Genomic DNA, 18,077 nt, shown 5'->3' with positions numbered 1-18,077 from the left:
TGGCGTATGGCTGGCCCGATTCAAGTAAACGAACGTATCGTTCTATATGACATCATTCGAGGGTTTGCCCTATGCGGCATCTTTCTCGTCAACATCCCCACAATGCTCGGAAGCGACTGGATTTCCGGTCGCGCCGACTATGCGGGGAGCGATTTACTCGTTCGGACGCTATTCGATTTGTTCGTCCAGACGAAGTTTTACACGATTTTCTCGCTCTTGTTCGGAATCGGCTTCTCGATTTTTCTCGAGCGCTCGTATGCGCGCGGGGACTCGGTCGCCCGTTATATCCGCCGTATCGTGATTTTGTTTCTATTCGGACTCGTTCACCTGGCCATTTGGTCGGGTGACATCTTACATACGTACGCGATGTGGGGCTTGTTGCTCCCACTGTTTTATGGATTAAGCAACCGGGCGATTTTGACATGGGCATGGAGTTTGTTGATTGGGAGCTTTTTACTCTTCTATGTCTCATCCATGTACTTAGAATTATCGCTCGGATTTAGGTTTAGTGGTGATCCTTTCCCGGCAATCTTTAATTCTGGATTCGGCCCATGGTTCGACTATCGCTTAGACGAAGAGATTTTTGACATGTTCCAAAACTCATTTTTTGTCGGGGTTGAAATTCTAAGCCTGTTCTTGTTCGGACTTTATATCGGACGGGAACGGAAACTCCTCACGTGGAGCATCCGAGGATTGACACGGACGGCCATCATCTGTACGATAGCGGCCATACCGTTCTTCGCAGTCATTATTTGGCATCACTACGGTAGCGGTGCCGAGTATTCGGCGACGAACTCTGCGGCTGTCCTCGTCTCTGGGAAACTGCTCGCGACGACGTACGTCTGTCTCTTTACGATTGCCGTCCGTAACGGGCGCGCATTTCGTCCACTGCAGGCGCTCGGCCGTATGGCGCTGACGAACTATTTGACGCACACGCTCGTCGTCGTCCTGCCGGTCATCGCCCTCGGCTACTACGGTCGCCTGTCGTTGACGGAAGGATTGTTCTTAAGCATCGCAATTTTGATTGCCCAAGCGTTCTTCTCGATGTGGTGGCTCAAATCGCATCGATATGGTCCGTTCGAGAAGTTATGGCGCATCGGAACATATGGAAGACAATCCAACTAGAGGGACGCCGGTTCATGCTGTTCGTGATTACGAAATCCTGACAATATATATGCGAACAAGGCTCGAAGCAGACGCTTCGAGCCTTGTTCGTTATAAAACAAAAAATGAACGCCCAGTCGATCGACAGGACGTCCATGCATTTCTTAGTTTGTGGCTGCAGCAGTCAACACAGGCACAATTTGTTTTTTACGTGAGACGACACCAGGGAGTGTCGCAAGGCCATCAACCAATTTGACGTTGAACGCCTGCTCGAATAGGTCAGTCTTCTTACCGACAACGAGTGCTTCTGAATCGTTCGTCAAGATGTTCGTGATGGCGAAGACAAACAAATCGAGTTCTTTGTCTAATATCTTCACGGCCATTGCCGCTTCGACTTCAGCTTTACGGCTCAATACATCGTTCGCGTCGACCGTGTTCACTTGAGCAATCTCGATGCGGTAGTCGCCCATCGCAAACTCTTTCGCGTCGAGCGAGATGAGTTCTGGGATCGTCTTTTGGCTAAGGTCGGCTCCGGCTTTCAACATCTCGAGACCGTATGTCTCGATATCTGTACCAGAGATAGCTGCGAGTTCTTTTGCCGCTTTGATGTCCTCGTCCGTGCATGTCGGTGACTTGAACAAGAGCGAGTCCGAGATGATCGCCGATAGCATCAATCCTGCCATGTCAGGCGCGATTTCGACACCGTGCTCTTTATAGAGTTTGAGCAAAATCGTCGCCGTGCATCCGACAGGCTCCGCCCGATAGTAGAGGGCATCTGCTGTTTGGAAGTTGGCGATACGGTGGTGATCGACGACTTCGAGGATGCGTACGTCCTCGATGTCTTCCGCGCTTTGTTGGAACTCGTTATGGTCGACCAAGATGACCGAGTTCACTTCGTCCGAGACGCGTTCCACGAGGCGTGGTGCTTTGACGCGGAAGTGGTCGAGCGCATATTGCGTCTCCCCGTTCACTTCACCGAGGCGGATCGCCTCGGCGTCCATCCCTAACTTTTTCTTGAGCTCCGCGTAAGCGAGCGCCGAGCAAATCGTATCTGTGTCTGGATTTTTATGTCCAAAGACTAGTACTGTACTCATCATACATTCTCCTCACTATGATAGTTTTCCCTTATCCATTATAACGTCTATACTCATTCTTTCAATTCCCAAACAAAAAGAGCCACTAGGGGCTCTTTACGCTTGTTCGTCTTCGTCCGTCTCTTCAAGGTCCGAATGATCCCCTTTTGAATCTTCTTCGTGCGAAATATCCGGTTGGTCTCGTTTCAACTTCTCTTGTTCTTCTTGTTCACGCTTTTTATCTTGTTCTGACATCTGTCTCATCCTTTCGGTTTTGTCATGTCGTAGACTGTTCCCCGAGCTGGATGGCTTCAAACGGATGTATTCTTTCTGTTAACAAACTGTGATGTCACGCTTGAACGAATACGACCTCGTCGCCACGGATCTCGACGTTGACGTCTTGTCCTTGGAACAACCATTCATCCTGTTCAGCCACGACGAAGCGAATCCCGTCCTCTTCCGTTTCGACTACAGCGTTGTCGATGTCTTCTGTGATGACGCCCACTGAGAAGCCGTGCGTCAAATCGGTCGAACCCCCATATTTGGCGAAGAGGCGCACCGTCTGGCCTGCCTCGACTTCCATTTCATCTTTAAAAAATTGGAGTGCTTCTTCTGTCACGTTAATCTTCATCTGTCATCCTCCTCTCGACTTCTGTCTCCATTCTAATCGTTTCAGAAAAGACGAGCGAGGAAGTTGCCTAGAGCGTCGTCCCCGGCAAATACGTGACCGTTAAACTGTTTGTGACCGAAGCTGCACCGTTCATTTCATCAAACGTCACGTCGAACAGCGTCCGGCCGATGTCTTCATTTGGCGAGTGCATCGTCGACAGACCGAATGCCTGACCGATCGGATGACCATCGAAGCCCAGGATGGCGACTTCATCGGGGATGCTGACACCGCGACGGCGTAATTCCCCTAAAAAACCGAGCGCCACATAATCCGACGAGAAAAAGAGCGCTCGAGGACGCTCTTGTTGACGTAGAAACGCATCGGCCAGTCCGATTCCGTCCTCGCTCGTCAAGTAACCGGTCCAGACCCACCGCTCACGCGCAAGTTCGACTTCATCGAAGTACGCTTGCTGACGCGCGATCGAGCTTGGACTGTCTTGTCTTGACAACACGATGCCGATTTCGGCATATCCCGCTTGCGCCAACACGCGCAAACCGGCGACGAACGCGGTGTAATGATCGACGTGGACCGAAGAAATCGTCTGCGGCGCTCCGACGGTCGCGACCGCGATCGGACCAAACTGTCTATACGTTTCCATCTCATCGAATGACATCGTATGGGATAACAGAATCGCCCCATCGACTTCACGGTGCTTCAATAAATCAAGCGCTTGCCGCTCTTGGTCGAGTTGATATTCTGTCTGCCACATGACGAGTCGATAATCTCTTTGGAGGGCAGCTTTCGCGAGCCCGTTGACGAACAGTCCATAATACGGATGATCCAAATACGGCAACACGACGACAAAGCGTTGCGTGCGACCGGTCGATAACGTCAGCGCCTGCTGATTCCGTAAATAGCCAAGTTCGGCCATCGCCCGTCGCACCCGTTCCCGCTTCTCTTTCGACACGTATGGGTGCTCATTGAGCACGCGCGATACCGTCGTCACGGATACGTCCGCATATTTTGCGATATCTCGGATGTTCGCCATTCCGCTTCACCTCAATCTGTCAGTCTTTGCATATAGTGTACCCACTCTGACTCCTGACTGTCACCTTTCGCAATCACTTGTTTCCGGATGGCTTGGACGAGACGAAACCGTTCTTCGACGGAGAGATGAAGAAACTCGTCTTGGAAACGGGCGCACAACATTCTTCCGAGCGGCGTATACAACTGATTGATGACGAGTTCGTAGACGATCCCACTACACCATGTCTTCCACGTTGTCGGATTCATGAGCTTTCCCTCCTTTGACTTAACCGTACAGTCTGAAACGCGTTTCAGAGCAAGTACTATTTTTATTTTGTCTATTTCCGAACATTCAGCGCTTACATGAGAATATTTCAGGTATTTTCACTCAAAATCATTGACGACAGCCAGCTCATTTTGTATAGTCATCAAGTTGATAACGTTAATTCGAAGATTGACGAACATTATTGTTCGGAAATTACTAATGATAGGGAGTTTTATTCATGAACTTTTTTCAATTGAAACAACATGGGACGAACGTTAAACAAGAAGTGATGGCCGGCATCACAACGTTCGTGACGATGGCATACATCTCCGTCGTCAACCCTGCGATTCTGTCAGATGCCGGCATCCCGTTCGCACAAGCGTTCACGGCGACCATCATCGCCATCTTGATTGGTACCGGACTCATGGCGTTCTACGCCAACCTCCCAATCGCCGTTGCACCAGGGATGGGACTGAACGCATTCTTCGCGTATACACTCGTCGCCCAGCAACAGATTGCTCCGTCAACCGCGCTCGGCGTCGTGTTCGTCTCGTCGGTCTTCTTCTTGATTTTGTCGCTGTCACCGATTCGGACGAAACTGATTCAAGCGATTCCAGCGTCGCTCAAGCATGCCATCACGACCGGTATCGGTTTGTTCATTGCCTCGCTCGGATTGAAGTTGTCAGGTCTCATCGTTGCGGATGAGGCGAACCTTGTCCGGCTCGGGGACTTGTCATCGCCGAGTGTCTTGCTCGTCCTCGGTGGCTTGATTGTCTCGGCGCTCTTGTTCTCTCGGAACGTCCCAGGCTCGCTCCTCATCGGGATGGTACTTACCGGAATCGCCGCCTATTTCATGGGTCTGTTGAAGATTGAAGGCGTGACGGCGATGCCGACATTGCCGGAAGGACTGATGGTCAATCCGCTCACGGCGTTCTCAGACGTCATCCAATACGGCTTGTTCGGTGCCGTCTTGTCATTCTTCCTCGTCACGTTATTCGATACGACGGGAACACTCGTCGGTGTCGGAAAACAGGCCAACCTGTTGAAAGAGGATGGGACGATTGAGAACGGTCACCGCGCTTTGTTCGCCGACTCGCTCGCGACAATGGGTGGCTCGCTCGTCGGGACGAGCCCGTCGACGGCTTACATTGAATCAGCTGCCGGTGTCGCCCAAGGCGGACGGACCGGTCTCACGACAGCGGTCGTAGCCGGTTTGTTCGGACTCACCCTATTCTTCAGCCCGCTCATCGGTGCCATCTCTGGCGTTGCCGCCATCACGGCGCCGGCGCTCATCATCGTCGGTGCGCTCATGTTGACGAACGTCCGCTATATCGACTGGACCGATTTCAGCGAATACTTCCCGGCGTTCATGACGATTCTCATCATGCCGCTCTCGGGCAGTATCGAACGCGGGATCGCCTTCGGGTTCATCCTGTATCCAATCTTCAAAGCGATGAACAAAGAGACGGTCCACCCGCTCATCTACTTGTTCGGCGCACTGTTCATTTTGGAAATGTTCTTCTTATAAGTTAGATTCGTGCCCTCGTCGACCGACGAGGGTTTTTCTGTTATTCAGCACGGGAACACTGTCGTATATCAGTTCCGTCCTGAATCTTGATTCATTATCATTTAGTTCTCAATTAGGTAGGATTTTACATTTATTTGAGAGATTCGTCCCATTTTTCTGTTTTGTGGCTGTTTGTTATGGAATAATAACTGTGAAACCGTTTACGAATAAAACTATGAACAGGAAAGAAGGAATGGACATGCCTAAAGTGGCACTGTTCGTCACTTGTCTCTCTGATACGTTGTTCCCATCGGTAGGACAAGCGACGGTCGAACTATTAGAACATCTAGGTTGTGACGTCAGTTTCCCGTTTGAGCAGACGTGTTGCGGTCAGCCCGCCTATAACAGCGGCTACCATGAAGAGACGAAGAAGATTGCGAAGCATATGATTGAGACGTTCGAGAAGGCCGATGCCGATTATATCGTCGGCCCGTCCGGTTCATGTGTCATGATGATGCGCGACTATCCGCACTTGTTCAAAGATGACCTTGCCTGGAAGATGCGGGCCGAGGCCCATGCGGCGAAGACGTTCGAATTGACGCAGTTCATCGTCGACGTGCTCGAAGTGACGGACGTCGGGGCCAAGTTCTCCGCCAAGGCGACGTACCACGCCTCGTGCCACATGACGCGCCTGCTCGGCATCGAGGCGGCACCGGGGCAGTTGCTCAAAAATGTCGACGGCTTGACGATGCTCCCGCTCGACAATGTCCACAACTGTTGCGGCTTCGGGGGGACATTCTCCGTCAAGATGCCAGACGTCTCGGTGCAGATGGTCGATGAGAAAGTTGAATCGATCTTGAACTCGGGGGCCGAGGTGCTCATCGGGGCGGACGCCTCGTGTTTGATGAATATCGGGGGACGCCTCCATAAACAAGGTCATCCAATCAAAGTGATGCATATCGCGGAAGTGTTGAACGAAGGGGTGAAACAAGCATGAGCATGGGGATTCGGTTAGATGAGAAGTTTCAAGATCGACGCAAAGACGGGATTGATAATCCGTTCATGCGCCAAGCTGTCAGTTCGGCCCAGAACCGATTACGTGACGGAAGGCTGAACGCGGCAGGTGAGCTTGGGGATTGGGAAGCGTTTCGGGACCATTCGGAAGAGATTCGCCAACATGTGCTCGAACATCTTGACTATTACTTGTATCAATTGAGCGAGAATATCTCCAAACGAGGCGGCAACGTCTTTTTCGCCGAGACGCCGGAAGAAGCGAACCGTTACATCCGGGAAGTCGTTCGCGCCAAGAATGCCAAGCACGTCGTCAAATCGAAATCGATGGTGACAGAAGAAATCGGGTTGAATGAGGCGCTCCATGAGGAAGGATGCACGGTCGTCGAGTCCGATCTCGGGGAATGGATTCTGCAGCTCGACAACGATCCACCGTCGCACATCGTCGCCCCGGCCTTGCACAAAGACCGAAACGCCGTCCACGAGACGTTCACGGCCCACGGCTATGAAGGATCGAACGACCCGACCGAGCTCGGGCGTTATGCTCGCCGTGAGTTGCGGAAAGACTTTTTGAAAGCAGAAGTCGGCATCACGGGCTGTAACTTCGCCATCGCCGAGAGCGGTGCCGTCGGGCTCGTGACGAACGAAGGGAACGGTCGAATGGTGACGTCGCTTCCGGACACGGTCATCTCGGTCATGGGCATGGAACGGATCGTGCCATCGTATGAAGAGTTCGAGGTGCTCGTCAATATGCTATGTCGGAGCGCCGTCGGTCAACGACTCACCTCGTACATCACGACGTTCGCTGGCACGCGCGGTCACGGCGAAGTCGACGGACCAGAGGAGTTCCATCTCGTCATCGTCGACAACAAACGCTCTGGTATCCTCGGCACACAGTTCCAATCTGTGCTCCAATGCATCCGCTGTGCGGCCTGTATTAATGTCTGCCCAGTCTACCGCCATATCGGTGGTCACGCCTACGGCTCAATTTATCCGGGCCCGATCGGTGCCGTACTCGCCCCGCTCCTCGACGAATACGAGAATTATAAAGAATTGCCATACGCCTCGAGCCTATGCGGTGCCTGTACGGAAGCCTGTCCGGTTAAAATCCCGCTTCACGAGCTGTTGATTGAGCATCGTCGGGTCATCGTCGAGGAGAAGAGACAATCACCGTTCGTCGAGCGCATCGCCATGAAAGGCTTCGCCGTCACATCCTCGAGTCCGTTCTTATTTGAAGCGGCCGAACACATCGCGCCGTTCGCATCGTCCCCGTTCACGAAAGCGGGACAAATCGACAAAGGGTTACCGGCGTGGACGGATTCGAAAGACTTACCACAACCCGCCAAGCAGACGGTGCGGGATTGGTTCAAGAAACGGGGGAATGCAGAATGAATCCAGGCACAATCACCAATCGCGAGGATTTTCTAAAACGAATCGCAGGGCAACTCGGACGTGACGTCGATTTGACGCCGCCGAAACGAGTGTATAAGCACCGACCGCAAGACGAGGTGTTGAAAGATGCGTCCGACGAGGAACTGCTCGAAACGTTCCGGATGGTCGCGACACGCATCCACACCGACGTCGTCGAATGCGAGTCGGCCAACCTCGATGATACGCTCCGTCTGTTAATTGATCGGTATGAAGGGAAGGCCATCATCGCTGAACATGACGACCGGATTCAGGCGTGGGCCCCAAACACGAGCGAATTGTTTGACTGGTGGGATGTGGAGCGCCCGGAAGACAGCCGTGCCCTCGCCATAAAAGCCGATATCGGCATCACGATTGCCGACCAGGCCCTCGCCGAGAGTGCAACCATCGTTCAATACGCAGCACCCGGCAAGTCACGTACAATCAGCCTATTGCCGCGCGACCATATCGCCATCATCCCGAAATCGGTACTTGTCCCGCGGATGACGCAGGCGGCCAAACAATTGGCCGACCTCGACCGCTCCGGTGAGCTCAACTCGCCGAACGGAGTCAACTTCATCTCAGGTCCATCGAACTCGGCCGATATCGAGATGAATTTGATTGTTGGGGTGCACGGACCAGTCCGTGTCGCCTACTTGCTCGTCCACGATCTGTAAACAAAAAGACTCGCGCGTGAATAGCTCACGCGCGAGTCTTTTTCATGCTTATTCGACGGTGATGCTCCCGTTGGAGCTCGTCAGTTTGAGTTCGACCGTCCCGTCCCCGAACGTCCGCTCGTTCGCCCGATCCCCGAACAGTTCGACTTTGCCGTTTCTCGTCTTGGCCCGGATGACGGCGTCACGCGGATCTCGCTTCAAACGCACATCGATGCGTCCGTTGTTCGTTTTCAGACGGACCGGATGCTCGAGCACATCGATGACACAGTCGATGCGTCCGTTCGATGTCTTCGCCTCGACTGCCCCTGTCACGTCATGGATATCGAGACGGCCGTTCGACGACTGAACATCGAGACGATCCACAGTCGAGCCAAGCACTTCCACGCGTCCGTTCGACGATTGCGCGTCAAGGTCCTGCCCTGTCATCGACGTGAGACTGACTTTCCCGTTCGAAGAGCGGAACGAGCCTCGCTTGGCGCTAACAGTATGGCCCGTGATGCTCCCGTTCTCACTCTCAACTTCGACCGATGCGGCCTCGAGATTGCGCACGTCACAGGAGCCGAGACGATTTTTCAAGACGACTTGCTCATACGCATGGCGTGGTAGCTCGACGTGTAACACCGGTGCCTTTGTCACTGCCCAGGCGAACAAGTTCGACAGACCGAACCGGCGCTCTGATTCGATTCGAATCTCCAGGGTGTCCCCAACGATCTCCATCGTCACCCCGTGGTCCCGTTCCGTCTCGAGCGTGGCGTAGGCAAAGCCGTCATGAGACGGCACGACTTGGACGTGTGCTTGCAGGACGTTAATCGAGACGTTGCGAAACGCCACGTTCTGGCTTTTGACAACGGCCGGTTCTTTTCGTACGTCAGGCGATGGGTCGACCGAACCAAGCAACTCGCTCGCGAGCGCGCTTGGCGCCCCGAGTTCCTCAATCATCGCCGCATCTGTCTTCCCGTCGATTCGTCCACTCGCAAAGTATTCCGACACATCCCGTAAAATGTCGACCCGCTCGATGACGCTCATTCCCATCAGTAACCGTTCGAGTTCCAATAAATATTGTTCTTCTGTCATTTGTCCGTTCCCCCTTCAATCAATTCGTTGACACCGGTCGTGAACGCTTCCCATTCCGCACGTAGTTCTGCCAAATGAGCTTTCCCCTGCTCTGTGATCGTGTAATACTTTCGCGGTGGTCCTTCTGCCGACTCCTTTAAGTACGTTGTGAAGTACCCGTCCGAGGTGAGTCGCCGCAGGAGCGGATAGACGGCCCCTTCCGAGATGGCGACTTTTGCCGAGATGGCTTGCACGAGCTCATACCCGTAGCGGTCATGCGTCTCGACGAGCGCGAGCACACATAAATTGAGTACGCCTTTCTTGAACTGAGGGTTCATTTCTTCGCCTCCTCTACTATATATTAAACAATAGCTTATCATTCACTATTATTCAATAGATAATAGTTAAATTTCCGCTTATTTCTTGATTGGTGGAAACAACTGGTTCAAATCTGTACAATGAAGGAACGACACTCGCAGGATATTTGTCACAGTAGGAACGTACGCAGTTCCAGGAAGGAACGGTCTTTATGAAAGCATGGATTGACCAGCGGATCGGAAGACAGTTTTTATTCGTCTTCTATTTATTCATCGGACTGATCCTCCTTACCTCACTCGCCGTGTACATGTATACGGAAAACCGAATCGAACAAACGACGTCATCGCTCGAGAACATTAGTGAACGTCGCACGAACGCGACTGAACTATTCGAGACGTGGCAGTCGATGCAATATGAAATGCGCGGGTATGTCATCCTCGGCGACGATGCGATGCTCGCCCGCGTGAAAGAAAAACAAGACTTAATTGAGATTCAGACCGCATGGTTCGAGACGAACGCGGTCACTGAAAAAGAGAAGACGTATGCAAGCGACGCACGGACGCTATTCTCGGCCTATCAACAACGCGTCATGCCGAGTCTAGAGCGATATGTCATCGCCAAACGCGAAGGGACGGTCACAGAACCGTTTTTGAAAATGCCGACGCTCGGTAAAGTGACACCGCAAGCGGAACCGCCTGCCGACCGCAAATTTAAAATCAACTCAAAAAGTGCAGCTGACATGAGTGCGAGCATCGTCGATATGGAGACGGTGTTCACCGAATACCGCAACTCGTTGAATGAAGAAGAGAATCAGTTGCGAGAACAACTCGCCACTCATACAAAGTGGGCGCAAGTGCTCTGGCTCCTCTCCCTCCTCGCCGTGTTGCTCGTCCTCTTTATCGTTGCTCGTCCTTACGTGAAACGATTAACCGGTCAACTTCAAGAGTTGATCGTCAACAGTGAACGATTGGCGGATGAACGCATCATTCCGATTCCAGCGGCCGTATCTTCACGAAACGAGGTCGGACAATTGACGAACTCATTCCGTCAAATGGCCTCTTCGCTCGCGACACAACGCAACCAAGTCGAGGAAGAACGCGAGAAGACGGCGCGCCTCCTGCACTCGATTCGTGATGCGGTCATTTATGTCGAGCATACGACACATGAGAAGTTCGCCAACCAGGCCCTCTTCATCATGTTCAATCAAGCCGCCACGAAACGGAACGAGATGGACTTGTATCGTTTGGATGCCGATTTAGAAGAACTTGGTTTCCAAGTCGATCAGAAAGACTCGTTCTTCTCATTCATGCGCCGCGCGTTTGATGGCGAGAGCATGGAAGAAAGTGTGACGTTCTCGATGAATCAAGAAGAACGCTTCATTCAGATGTATGCGGAGAAAATCCACTTGCGCGGCACCCGTCACGGCACGATGCTCGTCTTCCGGGACGTGACACAAGAGACCGAGGTCGACCGTTTGAAAACGGAACTCGTGTCGACCGTGTCGCACGAACTGCGCACACCGCTCACGAGCATCATCGGTTTCACCGAGCTGCTTCGCTACCGGACGATGCCCGCGGAGCGCATCGATCAATATTTAGGGATGATTCACCAAGAGACGCTCCGTCTCGAAGACTTGATTTCCAACCTGCTCGATGTGCAACGGATGGAGTCCGGAAAACAGACGTACCATAGCCGACCCGAGAGCTTGCATACGATTTTAAAAGAAACGATCGCCATCCATCAAGGTGCGAGTGAACATCATCAGCTCGACCTCGAATGTGATACGAATCTATATGTATACGGTGATCGGGATCGCTTGAGTCAACTGTTCACGAACTTGCTCCACAACGCGATCAAATATTCACCGGAAGGCGGAAAAGTCGCCGTCTGTGTCACGAATGACAAGTCCGATGTCATCGAGATTTCGATTCAGGACACCGGCATCGGCATTCCGACGTCGGCGCTACCGAAACTGTTCGACAAGTTTTATCGCGTCGACAACTCGGCCAGTCGTAAAATCGGTGGCACGGGCCTTGGCCTCGCCATCTGTAAAGAAATTGCCGAAGGACACGGCGGAACGATTCGCGTCGATTCGAGCGTCGGCCACGGCTCGACATTCACCATCATCTTGCCGAAATACGCGGCGGAAGATCAACTAAGCAGTTAATAGACAAAGGGAGGCTCCGCGTCAAGCGGCGTCTCCCTTTTATCATTGCACTTTATTTTCAGGACCGAATGATGGATAGAGCGACAAGCCTCCGTCCGCGAAAATCGTCGCGCCGGTGACGTATGATGACTCGTCTGAAGCAAGCCATGCCGCAACGGCCGCAATCTGTTCCGGACGACCAATCTCATGAGTCGGGATGAGTGCCTCGAGCCCTTTCTTCTCTTCAGGGTCTTGCATCGTCTCTTCATTGATTGGTGTGTCGATGGCGCCTGGTGCGATGCCATTGACACGAATTTTGTTCGGTGCGTACTCGAGGGCGACCGATTTCGTGAACATCTTCACGCCACCTTTACTCGCCGCATAATGCGTATAGCCTGGACGTGGAATCACTTCGTGCACCGATGACATATTGATGATGTTTCCTTGAATCTCATGGTCGACGAAGTATTTGAGGGCGGCACGTACACCGAGGAACGTTCCCGTCAAATTCGTGTCGATGATTTTCTTCCAGTTATCGAGCTCCATCTCGTGCGTCTTCGCCTCGACCTGTACGCCGGCATTGTTGACGAAAATGTCCATCTTCCCGAACTCCGATACGGCCGTTTCAATCATCTTCTCGGCGAGACCCTCTTCGGCGACGTCCCCTTTGACTGCGACCGCTTTCCCGCCAGCAGCCTCGATGCCTTCAATGACTTTGTTCATCTCGTCCTCGCTGCTACGATAATTCAAGACGACATGAACCCCTTCCTTCGCATATCGTTCCGCGATGGCGCGCCCGAGTCCTTTCGAACTCCCGGTGATGACTGCGACTTTTCCCTTTAGTTCTGGATAGTTAGCCATATCAATTCCTCCTTCATCTCTTCTCGATTTGTAGTTCCCTCATTCCCCTCTTGTCGAAACCTTTCCGCCTGTTTTTTGAATATTTTTGGTAAATCTACTATACTGAAACAAACTATTCGTTTTCAGGGATTCTCCTGAACGACATACGACTTAACGTTAATGGAGGTGACTCCCCGATTTTTGGGGGAATTTTTGGACAGTCCCATGTTACTCAGCTTATTGATCGTCGCCTTGCTCATTTTTATGACCGCCTTTTTCGTGGCGGCCGAATTCTCCATCGTCAAAGTGCGTGGGGCCCGACTCGACCAACTCGTGCTCGAAGGAAACCGACGGGCCGCTGTCGCCAAGAAAGTGATTGAGAATCTCGATGACTCGCTATCGGCCTCACAGTTCGGCATCACACTCGCTGCCCTCGGGCTAGGCTGGATTGGCGCGGACCAAATCGAAGGGATGATTCAACCGCTCGTCGACCGCTTGAACGTCTCATCGTCGCTCGCGACCATCCTATCTTTCTTGATTGCCTTCTTGCTGATTGCCTTCTTACACGTCGTCATCGGGGAACTCGTCCCGAAAACGCTTGCTGTGCATGAAGCCGAACGCTTGACGTTACTCGTCGCCCGACCGCTCTATTTCTTCACGAAATTACTGTATCCGTTTATCCATGTGTTGAACGGGACGGCCCGGTTGACGTTGCGCTTGTTCGGCGTGCAGACGACCGCGCAAGAGACGGCGCACTCGGAAGAAGAACTTAAGATCATCATGACCGAGAGCTTCCGCAGCGGAGAAATTAACGAGAATGAGCTCGCCTACGTTCAAAACATCTTCTCCTTCGACGAACGGATCGCCAAGGACGCGATGGTCCCACGAATGAACATGGTGACCATCGACGAAGAAGACTCGATTGAGACGATTATCGCTACCGTCCAAGAACATCAATACACCCGTTATCCGGTCACGCGTGATGGCGACCGCGATGACGTGCTTGGTTTCATCAATGCCAAACAATTATTCACCGCTCAACTCGTCAAAAGCGATGCCCCGTTCGAGACGTTCATTCATCAGCTGCCGCTCGTGACGGAATTCACACCGCTCCAAGAAGCGATGGTGAAAATGCAGAACGCGCGGACGATGATGTGTCTCGTCATCGATGAGTACGGCGGTACGGCCGGTCTTCTCACGATCGAGGACATCCTCGAGGAAATCGTCGGAGAGATTCGTGACGAGTTCGACCGTGACGAACAGGCTGAAATCACCGAGGTCACACCCGGTCATTACCGCTTGTCCGGTCTCGTCTTGACGCAAGAGATTGAAGAACGGTTCGGCATCGAAATCGAAGATGACGTCGATACAATCGGCGGCTTCGTCTTATCGCAAAAAGCGAATGCCCGCACCGGTGAACGGTTCGTCTTACCGGGCGAACATGAACTGATCGTCCGTGAAATCGACAATCACCGCGTCGTTTTCGTCGATTTGATTTTAGCCCATAAAGACGAGATTCAACCTGAACTCGACTGACTCAATGGACCGCCCTCCCCGATTTTTCGGGGAGGGCTTTTCGTGGAGCGGTCGAACTGTCGCTATATTTTCATGTCTTGTCGTGATATACTGCACATATGTTGCTAATTTGAGTGCGTGTCACTCATTGACACAACATCACCGAACAGTTCATCAATGTTCGGTCCAACAACTACAGAAAGAAGGTTACGCATGGAACGTAAACTATTTTTAATTGACGGAAACTCCATGCTGGCCAGTGCCTACTATGGTGCCGCCGCGAGCCGAACGAAAAAAGGACGCGAGGTATCTAAAAACGATCGGAGTGCCGTCATCGGTATGACCGGCCTCATCCGGACGATTCTACGCAGACATCGTCCGACTCATTTCGTCGTCGTGTGGGACGTCTCACGTGAAACATTATGGCGCCGCGAGCTCTATCCAGGCTATAAACGCCGTCGCCGCCAGACACCACCCGAGTTGAAAGCACAAATGGAACTCATGCGCCAATTGCTTGAAGAGAGCGGCATTCCGCAATATCAAGTCGAAGGCTATGAAGGTGAAGATTTGATTGCTCATATCGCTCGGAAGTTCAGCTGTAGCGCCCCTGTCGTCATTATGACGAAAGACAAGGACTTGCTTCAGCTCGTGAGCCCACGCATCACCGTCTGGCTTCAAACGCAAGAGCTGCAACAAATGCAGGCTCGTTGCGACATCAAAGACAATCGCCCGCTCCCGCTCAAGCGACATCTCGAGATTCGCCCTGAGGAGATTGCGGCATTGTACGAGGGATTGAAGCCAAAACAGCTCTCAGCAGTCAAAGCATTGACAGGAGACCGTTCAGACGGGATTCCACCTGTGGCCGGATTAGATGAAAGTCAATCGGTCCAGTTAATCAAACGCTTCGGTTCGCTCGATAAGCTCTATACGGCGCTCAGCGTCAAAGGCGATAAACGACAATTGATCAATGAAACGATCGCGGCACTGACGTCAGAAGAAGTGCCCCGTAACTTGAGACGCACACGTAAAAAGGCCGAGCGCAACATGGAGCTCGTCCGTCTCGATGTCACGGTGCCAGAACTTGAACACTTGAAACTCGCTCATCTTGAGCTCAGTATCAATTCAAAACGTGTCGAACAAGCGTATCAAAAGCGCGGCATTCGCCTCTCGTTTGATTCAAGTCAAAAGAAAATTTCAGCACGCTAAAAAAGCGCGGACATTAGTCCACGCTTTTTATATTGACCGTGATGCCGTCGTCATCGGTGAGCGACCATTCCGATGTCGTCCCGCCGAGTTCGCGATTCGTGGCCGTATCGACCAAGAGCGTCCACGCCTCCAGACCGGCCTCTTGTCCCATCGGCTGGCTTGGTCGGGCCCAGACGTTCGCGCCAATGTGGTGATGATACCCGTCGGCCGCTAAAAATAAGGCGCCCGGATACGAATCGGTCGTCACCTTGAAACCGAGACGATTTTGATAGAATAATTTTGCCGCTTCTAGGGAACGTACTTTGAAGTGGACATGCCCCATCGTCGTCCCGTTCGGAAGACCCGTGAACGGACGGTCGGCCGCCGCCTCGAGCATCGATTCATATTCAACTGGGTCCGTCGACATCTTCACATGACCGTTCGCTTCATATTCCCACTGCTCGCGGGGACGATCGGCATAGAGCTCGATGCCGTTACCTTCCGGGTCGCTCAAATAGAACGCCTCACTGACCAAATGATCTCCTTGTCCGACTTCAATCCGTTGTTCAATCAAATGACGAAGGATTCGTCCGAGTTCGACACGGTTTGGCAATAGGATCGCCATATGGAACAAGCCAGCTGTTCGTGGATTTGGACGCACGCCGCTCACTTCATGTAAGACGACGAGCGCCATTTCGTTCGTTCCGAGTGTGACGCGATGTTCTGACGTCTCGAGTACATCCATTCCGATGACGCGCTCATAATATGTTTTCATCATTTCTAAATCGTTGACGCGCAATGTAACGGCGCCGAGTTTAATGTTTGTTAAGTTCATCCTTGATCACCTCTTTCTCAGTATACCCGCTAAGTAGCATCGACAGAAGACGGCACAAAAAGGTGGTATAGTTACCTCAAGGATACTGTAGAGAGGAGTGAGACTGATGCCATTGATTTCAAGTTGCGAAGTCGATACCGCGCTCGAGCTGATCACGGGGAAATGGAAACCGTCGATTTTACTCGCGCTCATTAATGGGGACACGTTACGGTTCAGCGAGTTGAAACGCTCGCTCCCAAATATCAGTCAAAAGATTTTGACGGCACAGCTTCGCGATTTAGAGGAGCAAGACATCATCATCCGTACCGTCTATCCCGAAGTTCCGCCTCGTGTGGACTATCGCTTGAGCGAGTATGGGAAGACGTTGATTCCGGTGCTCGAGACAATGAACGCTTGGGGCATCCAACACGCAGAACGTATGCGTCAAAAATAATTGTCCACATGTGGATAACCCGTTTCCGCATTCCCATCTATCACTTATCCACAGGAGGCTCACATGATTCGTTATCCACAATTGACCGGACATCACTTCGGTGTGACGGCCCCTTCGTCTGGCGTTCCCGCTGAATTACATGGACTGCTCCATGAGGCCGAGGCGACATTCACCCGCCACGGGTTCACGCTCCAATTCGAGCCATCGGTCTGGACGCAAGACAAAGCAAAATCGGCACCAGCAGAAGTCCGGGCCGATGAATTGACCCGGTTGTTCCACAATGATGCAATCGATTTGATTATCCCGCCATGGGGCGGCGTCCTCTTGATTGAGTTGCTAGACGCTATCGACTGGGACGCGCTCCCACCGAAATGGATGCTTGGCTATTCGGACGTCAGCTTATTCCTATTCGTGTACACGCTCAAGACCGGTATCGCTTCGGCCCACGGGACGAACCTTGTCGACCTACGCGGCGAAGAATGGGACGCGACAAGCTCGCGTTGGCTCGATGTCGTATCAGCAAAAGAAGGCGAGACGGTCATCCAGCTCGCCTCGGAACAGTTCCAAAAAGAGTGGCAGCATGAGAACCCAAGCCCGCACGTCTATCATTTGACCGAACCGACGGAGTGGAAATCATTCGGTGGGACAGAGGCGACCGGACGACTGCTTGGCGGCTGTATCGATGTCTTGTTGCATACCATCGGCACACCATATGGAGATGTCGCCACGTTCCAACAGACCCATTTGGACGGGGAGCCGATTCTTTGGTATTTCGAGAACGCCGAGCTCGATGTTACGGCACTCAAACGGACCCTGCTTCAAATGAAGTGGGCCGGTTGGTTTGATCATACGTCTGGCATTTTGTTCGGGCGCAGTGCGGCCCAACAGCCCGTCCAAGGCTACACGGCAGAGGACGTGTATGCGGAACTGCAGGCATTGCTCGACGTTCCTGTCATTTACGACATCGACTGCGGACACGTCCCGCCGCAAATGACACTCATCAACGGTGCCCACGCCTCGATTCAAGTCGAGGACGGCAAAGGGACACTCATTCAAACGTTCAAGGGCTGAC

19 protein-coding genes are annotated in these 18,077 nt (G+C 52.5%); 10 read left to right on the top strand and 9 right to left on the bottom strand.

Features of this window, described 5'->3' with window-relative positions:
- Nucleotides 1-6: 6 nt before the first annotated feature.
- On the top strand, nucleotides 7-1,125 hold the full coding sequence (locus tag KNP95_RS09130; RefSeq protein ID WP_214801560.1) for a DUF418 domain-containing protein: 1,119 nt from the start codon (nucleotides 7-9) through the stop codon (nucleotides 1,123-1,125).
- Nucleotides 1,126-1,268: 143 nt separating this feature from the next.
- Here the strand turns inward: KNP95_RS09130 and KNP95_RS09125 are convergent, their stop codons facing one another.
- The 5 genes from KNP95_RS09125 to KNP95_RS09105 form a co-directional block, all read right to left on the bottom strand.
- A complete protein-coding gene (locus KNP95_RS09125; protein ID WP_214718511.1) occupies nucleotides 1,269-2,198 on the bottom strand; it encodes a manganese-dependent inorganic pyrophosphatase in 930 nt (309 codons plus the stop codon).
- A 96-nt stretch (nucleotides 2,199-2,294) separates the two neighbouring features.
- Nucleotides 2,295-2,432 carry a hypothetical protein gene (locus KNP95_RS09120; protein ID WP_021068076.1) on the bottom strand — a complete coding sequence of 46 codons (138 nt, stop codon included), beginning with the start codon at nucleotides 2,430-2,432 and terminating at the stop codon, nucleotides 2,295-2,297.
- A gap of 94 nt (nucleotides 2,433-2,526) precedes the next feature.
- On the bottom strand, nucleotides 2,527-2,808 hold the full coding sequence (locus KNP95_RS09115; protein ID WP_029596288.1) for a HesB/YadR/YfhF family protein: 282 nt from the start codon (nucleotides 2,806-2,808) through the stop codon (nucleotides 2,527-2,529).
- A gap of 67 nt (nucleotides 2,809-2,875) precedes the next feature.
- The gene (locus KNP95_RS09110) at nucleotides 2,876-3,835 is read right to left on the bottom strand and encodes a LacI family DNA-binding transcriptional regulator (protein WP_029596289.1); all 960 of its coding nucleotides are present in this window, start codon (nucleotides 3,833-3,835) and stop codon (nucleotides 2,876-2,878) included.
- An 11-nt stretch (nucleotides 3,836-3,846) separates the two neighbouring features.
- Complete coding sequence (locus tag KNP95_RS09105) at nucleotides 3,847-4,080, bottom strand: hypothetical protein (RefSeq protein WP_029596290.1); 234 nt, start codon at nucleotides 4,078-4,080, stop codon at nucleotides 3,847-3,849.
- Between the two features lie 236 nt (nucleotides 4,081-4,316).
- Here KNP95_RS09105 and KNP95_RS09100 point away from each other — a divergent pair, with 236 nt between their 5' ends.
- The 4 genes from KNP95_RS09100 to KNP95_RS09085 all read left to right on the top strand — a co-directional run bounded on the left by KNP95_RS09100 (nucleotide 4,317) and on the right by KNP95_RS09085 (nucleotide 8,680).
- Nucleotides 4,317-5,606 (top strand): NCS2 family permease, encoded by a 1,290-nt coding sequence (locus tag KNP95_RS09100; protein ID WP_214836759.1) that lies wholly within the window; start codon nucleotides 4,317-4,319, stop codon nucleotides 5,604-5,606.
- Between the two features lie 238 nt (nucleotides 5,607-5,844).
- Nucleotides 5,845-6,582, top strand: a complete 738-nt coding sequence (locus KNP95_RS09095; protein ID WP_029596292.1) for a (Fe-S)-binding protein — start codon at nucleotides 5,845-5,847, stop codon at nucleotides 6,580-6,582.
- 2 nt (nucleotides 6,583-6,584) lie between these two features.
- Entirely contained in the window at nucleotides 6,585-7,988 is a 1,404-nt protein-coding gene (locus KNP95_RS09090; RefSeq protein ID WP_483299318.1) for a LutB/LldF family L-lactate oxidation iron-sulfur protein, read from the top strand.
- Nucleotides 7,985-8,680, top strand: a complete 696-nt coding sequence (locus tag KNP95_RS09085) for a LutC/YkgG family protein (RefSeq protein ID WP_214836753.1) — start codon at nucleotides 7,985-7,987, stop codon at nucleotides 8,678-8,680. The genes KNP95_RS09090 and KNP95_RS09085 overlap by 4 nt, the downstream gene beginning before the upstream one ends.
- Before the next feature lie 48 nt (nucleotides 8,681-8,728).
- Here the strand turns inward: KNP95_RS09085 and KNP95_RS09080 are convergent, their stop codons facing one another.
- Complete coding sequence (locus KNP95_RS09080; protein WP_214836750.1) at nucleotides 8,729-9,754, bottom strand: DUF4097 family beta strand repeat-containing protein; 1,026 nt, start codon at nucleotides 9,752-9,754, stop codon at nucleotides 8,729-8,731.
- Nucleotides 9,751-10,071 carry a PadR family transcriptional regulator gene (locus tag KNP95_RS09075; protein WP_021068067.1) on the bottom strand — a complete coding sequence of 107 codons (321 nt, stop codon included), beginning with the start codon at nucleotides 10,069-10,071 and terminating at the stop codon, nucleotides 9,751-9,753. Before KNP95_RS09075 ends, KNP95_RS09080 begins: the two co-directional genes overlap by 4 nt.
- A gap of 191 nt (nucleotides 10,072-10,262) precedes the next feature.
- Between KNP95_RS09075 and KNP95_RS09070 the strand changes: the two genes are divergently transcribed.
- Entirely contained in the window at nucleotides 10,263-12,218 is a 1,956-nt protein-coding gene (locus tag KNP95_RS09070; RefSeq protein WP_214715110.1) for a HAMP domain-containing sensor histidine kinase, read from the top strand.
- Between the two features lie 42 nt (nucleotides 12,219-12,260).
- On the opposite strand, the gene KNP95_RS09065 is transcribed toward KNP95_RS09070, so the two are convergent.
- Nucleotides 12,261-13,058: a glucose 1-dehydrogenase gene (locus KNP95_RS09065; protein ID WP_029596296.1), complete on the bottom strand. Its 798-nt coding sequence runs from the start codon at nucleotides 13,056-13,058 to the stop codon at nucleotides 12,261-12,263.
- Between the two features lie 192 nt (nucleotides 13,059-13,250).
- Here KNP95_RS09065 and KNP95_RS09060 point away from each other — a divergent pair, with 192 nt between their 5' ends.
- Together KNP95_RS09060 and KNP95_RS09055 are read left to right on the top strand one after the other, a co-directional pair.
- Nucleotides 13,251-14,573 carry a hemolysin family protein gene (locus KNP95_RS09060; protein ID WP_035385700.1) on the top strand — a complete coding sequence of 441 codons (1,323 nt, stop codon included), beginning with the start codon at nucleotides 13,251-13,253 and terminating at the stop codon, nucleotides 14,571-14,573.
- A 192-nt stretch (nucleotides 14,574-14,765) separates the two neighbouring features.
- Nucleotides 14,766-15,758 (top strand): 5'-3' exonuclease, encoded by a 993-nt coding sequence (locus KNP95_RS09055; RefSeq protein ID WP_021068063.1) that lies wholly within the window; start codon nucleotides 14,766-14,768, stop codon nucleotides 15,756-15,758.
- A 13-nt stretch (nucleotides 15,759-15,771) separates the two neighbouring features.
- Here KNP95_RS09055 and KNP95_RS09050 read toward each other — a convergent pair whose 3' ends face one another.
- Nucleotides 15,772-16,572, bottom strand: a complete 801-nt coding sequence (locus tag KNP95_RS09050; protein ID WP_214836747.1) for a VOC family protein — start codon at nucleotides 16,570-16,572, stop codon at nucleotides 15,772-15,774.
- A 106-nt stretch (nucleotides 16,573-16,678) separates the two neighbouring features.
- On the opposite strand from KNP95_RS09050, the gene KNP95_RS09045 reads away from it, so the two are divergent.
- Entirely contained in the window at nucleotides 16,679-17,005 is a 327-nt protein-coding gene (locus KNP95_RS09045) for a winged helix-turn-helix transcriptional regulator (protein ID WP_021068061.1), read from the top strand.
- 63 nt (nucleotides 17,006-17,068) lie between these two features.
- On the top strand, nucleotides 17,069-18,076 hold the full coding sequence (locus tag KNP95_RS09040) for a S66 family peptidase (RefSeq protein ID WP_214836744.1): 1,008 nt from the start codon (nucleotides 17,069-17,071) through the stop codon (nucleotides 18,074-18,076).
- Nucleotide 18,077 lies beyond the last annotated feature (1 nt).

This window comes from Exiguobacterium sp. s36 (assembly GCF_018618345.1).
Classification (GTDB): Bacteria; Bacillota; Bacilli; order Exiguobacteriales; family Exiguobacteriaceae; genus Exiguobacterium; species Exiguobacterium chiriqhucha.
Note: the sequence above shows the minus strand (reverse complement) of the source record. Positions and strands in the feature narration are given on the sequence as shown.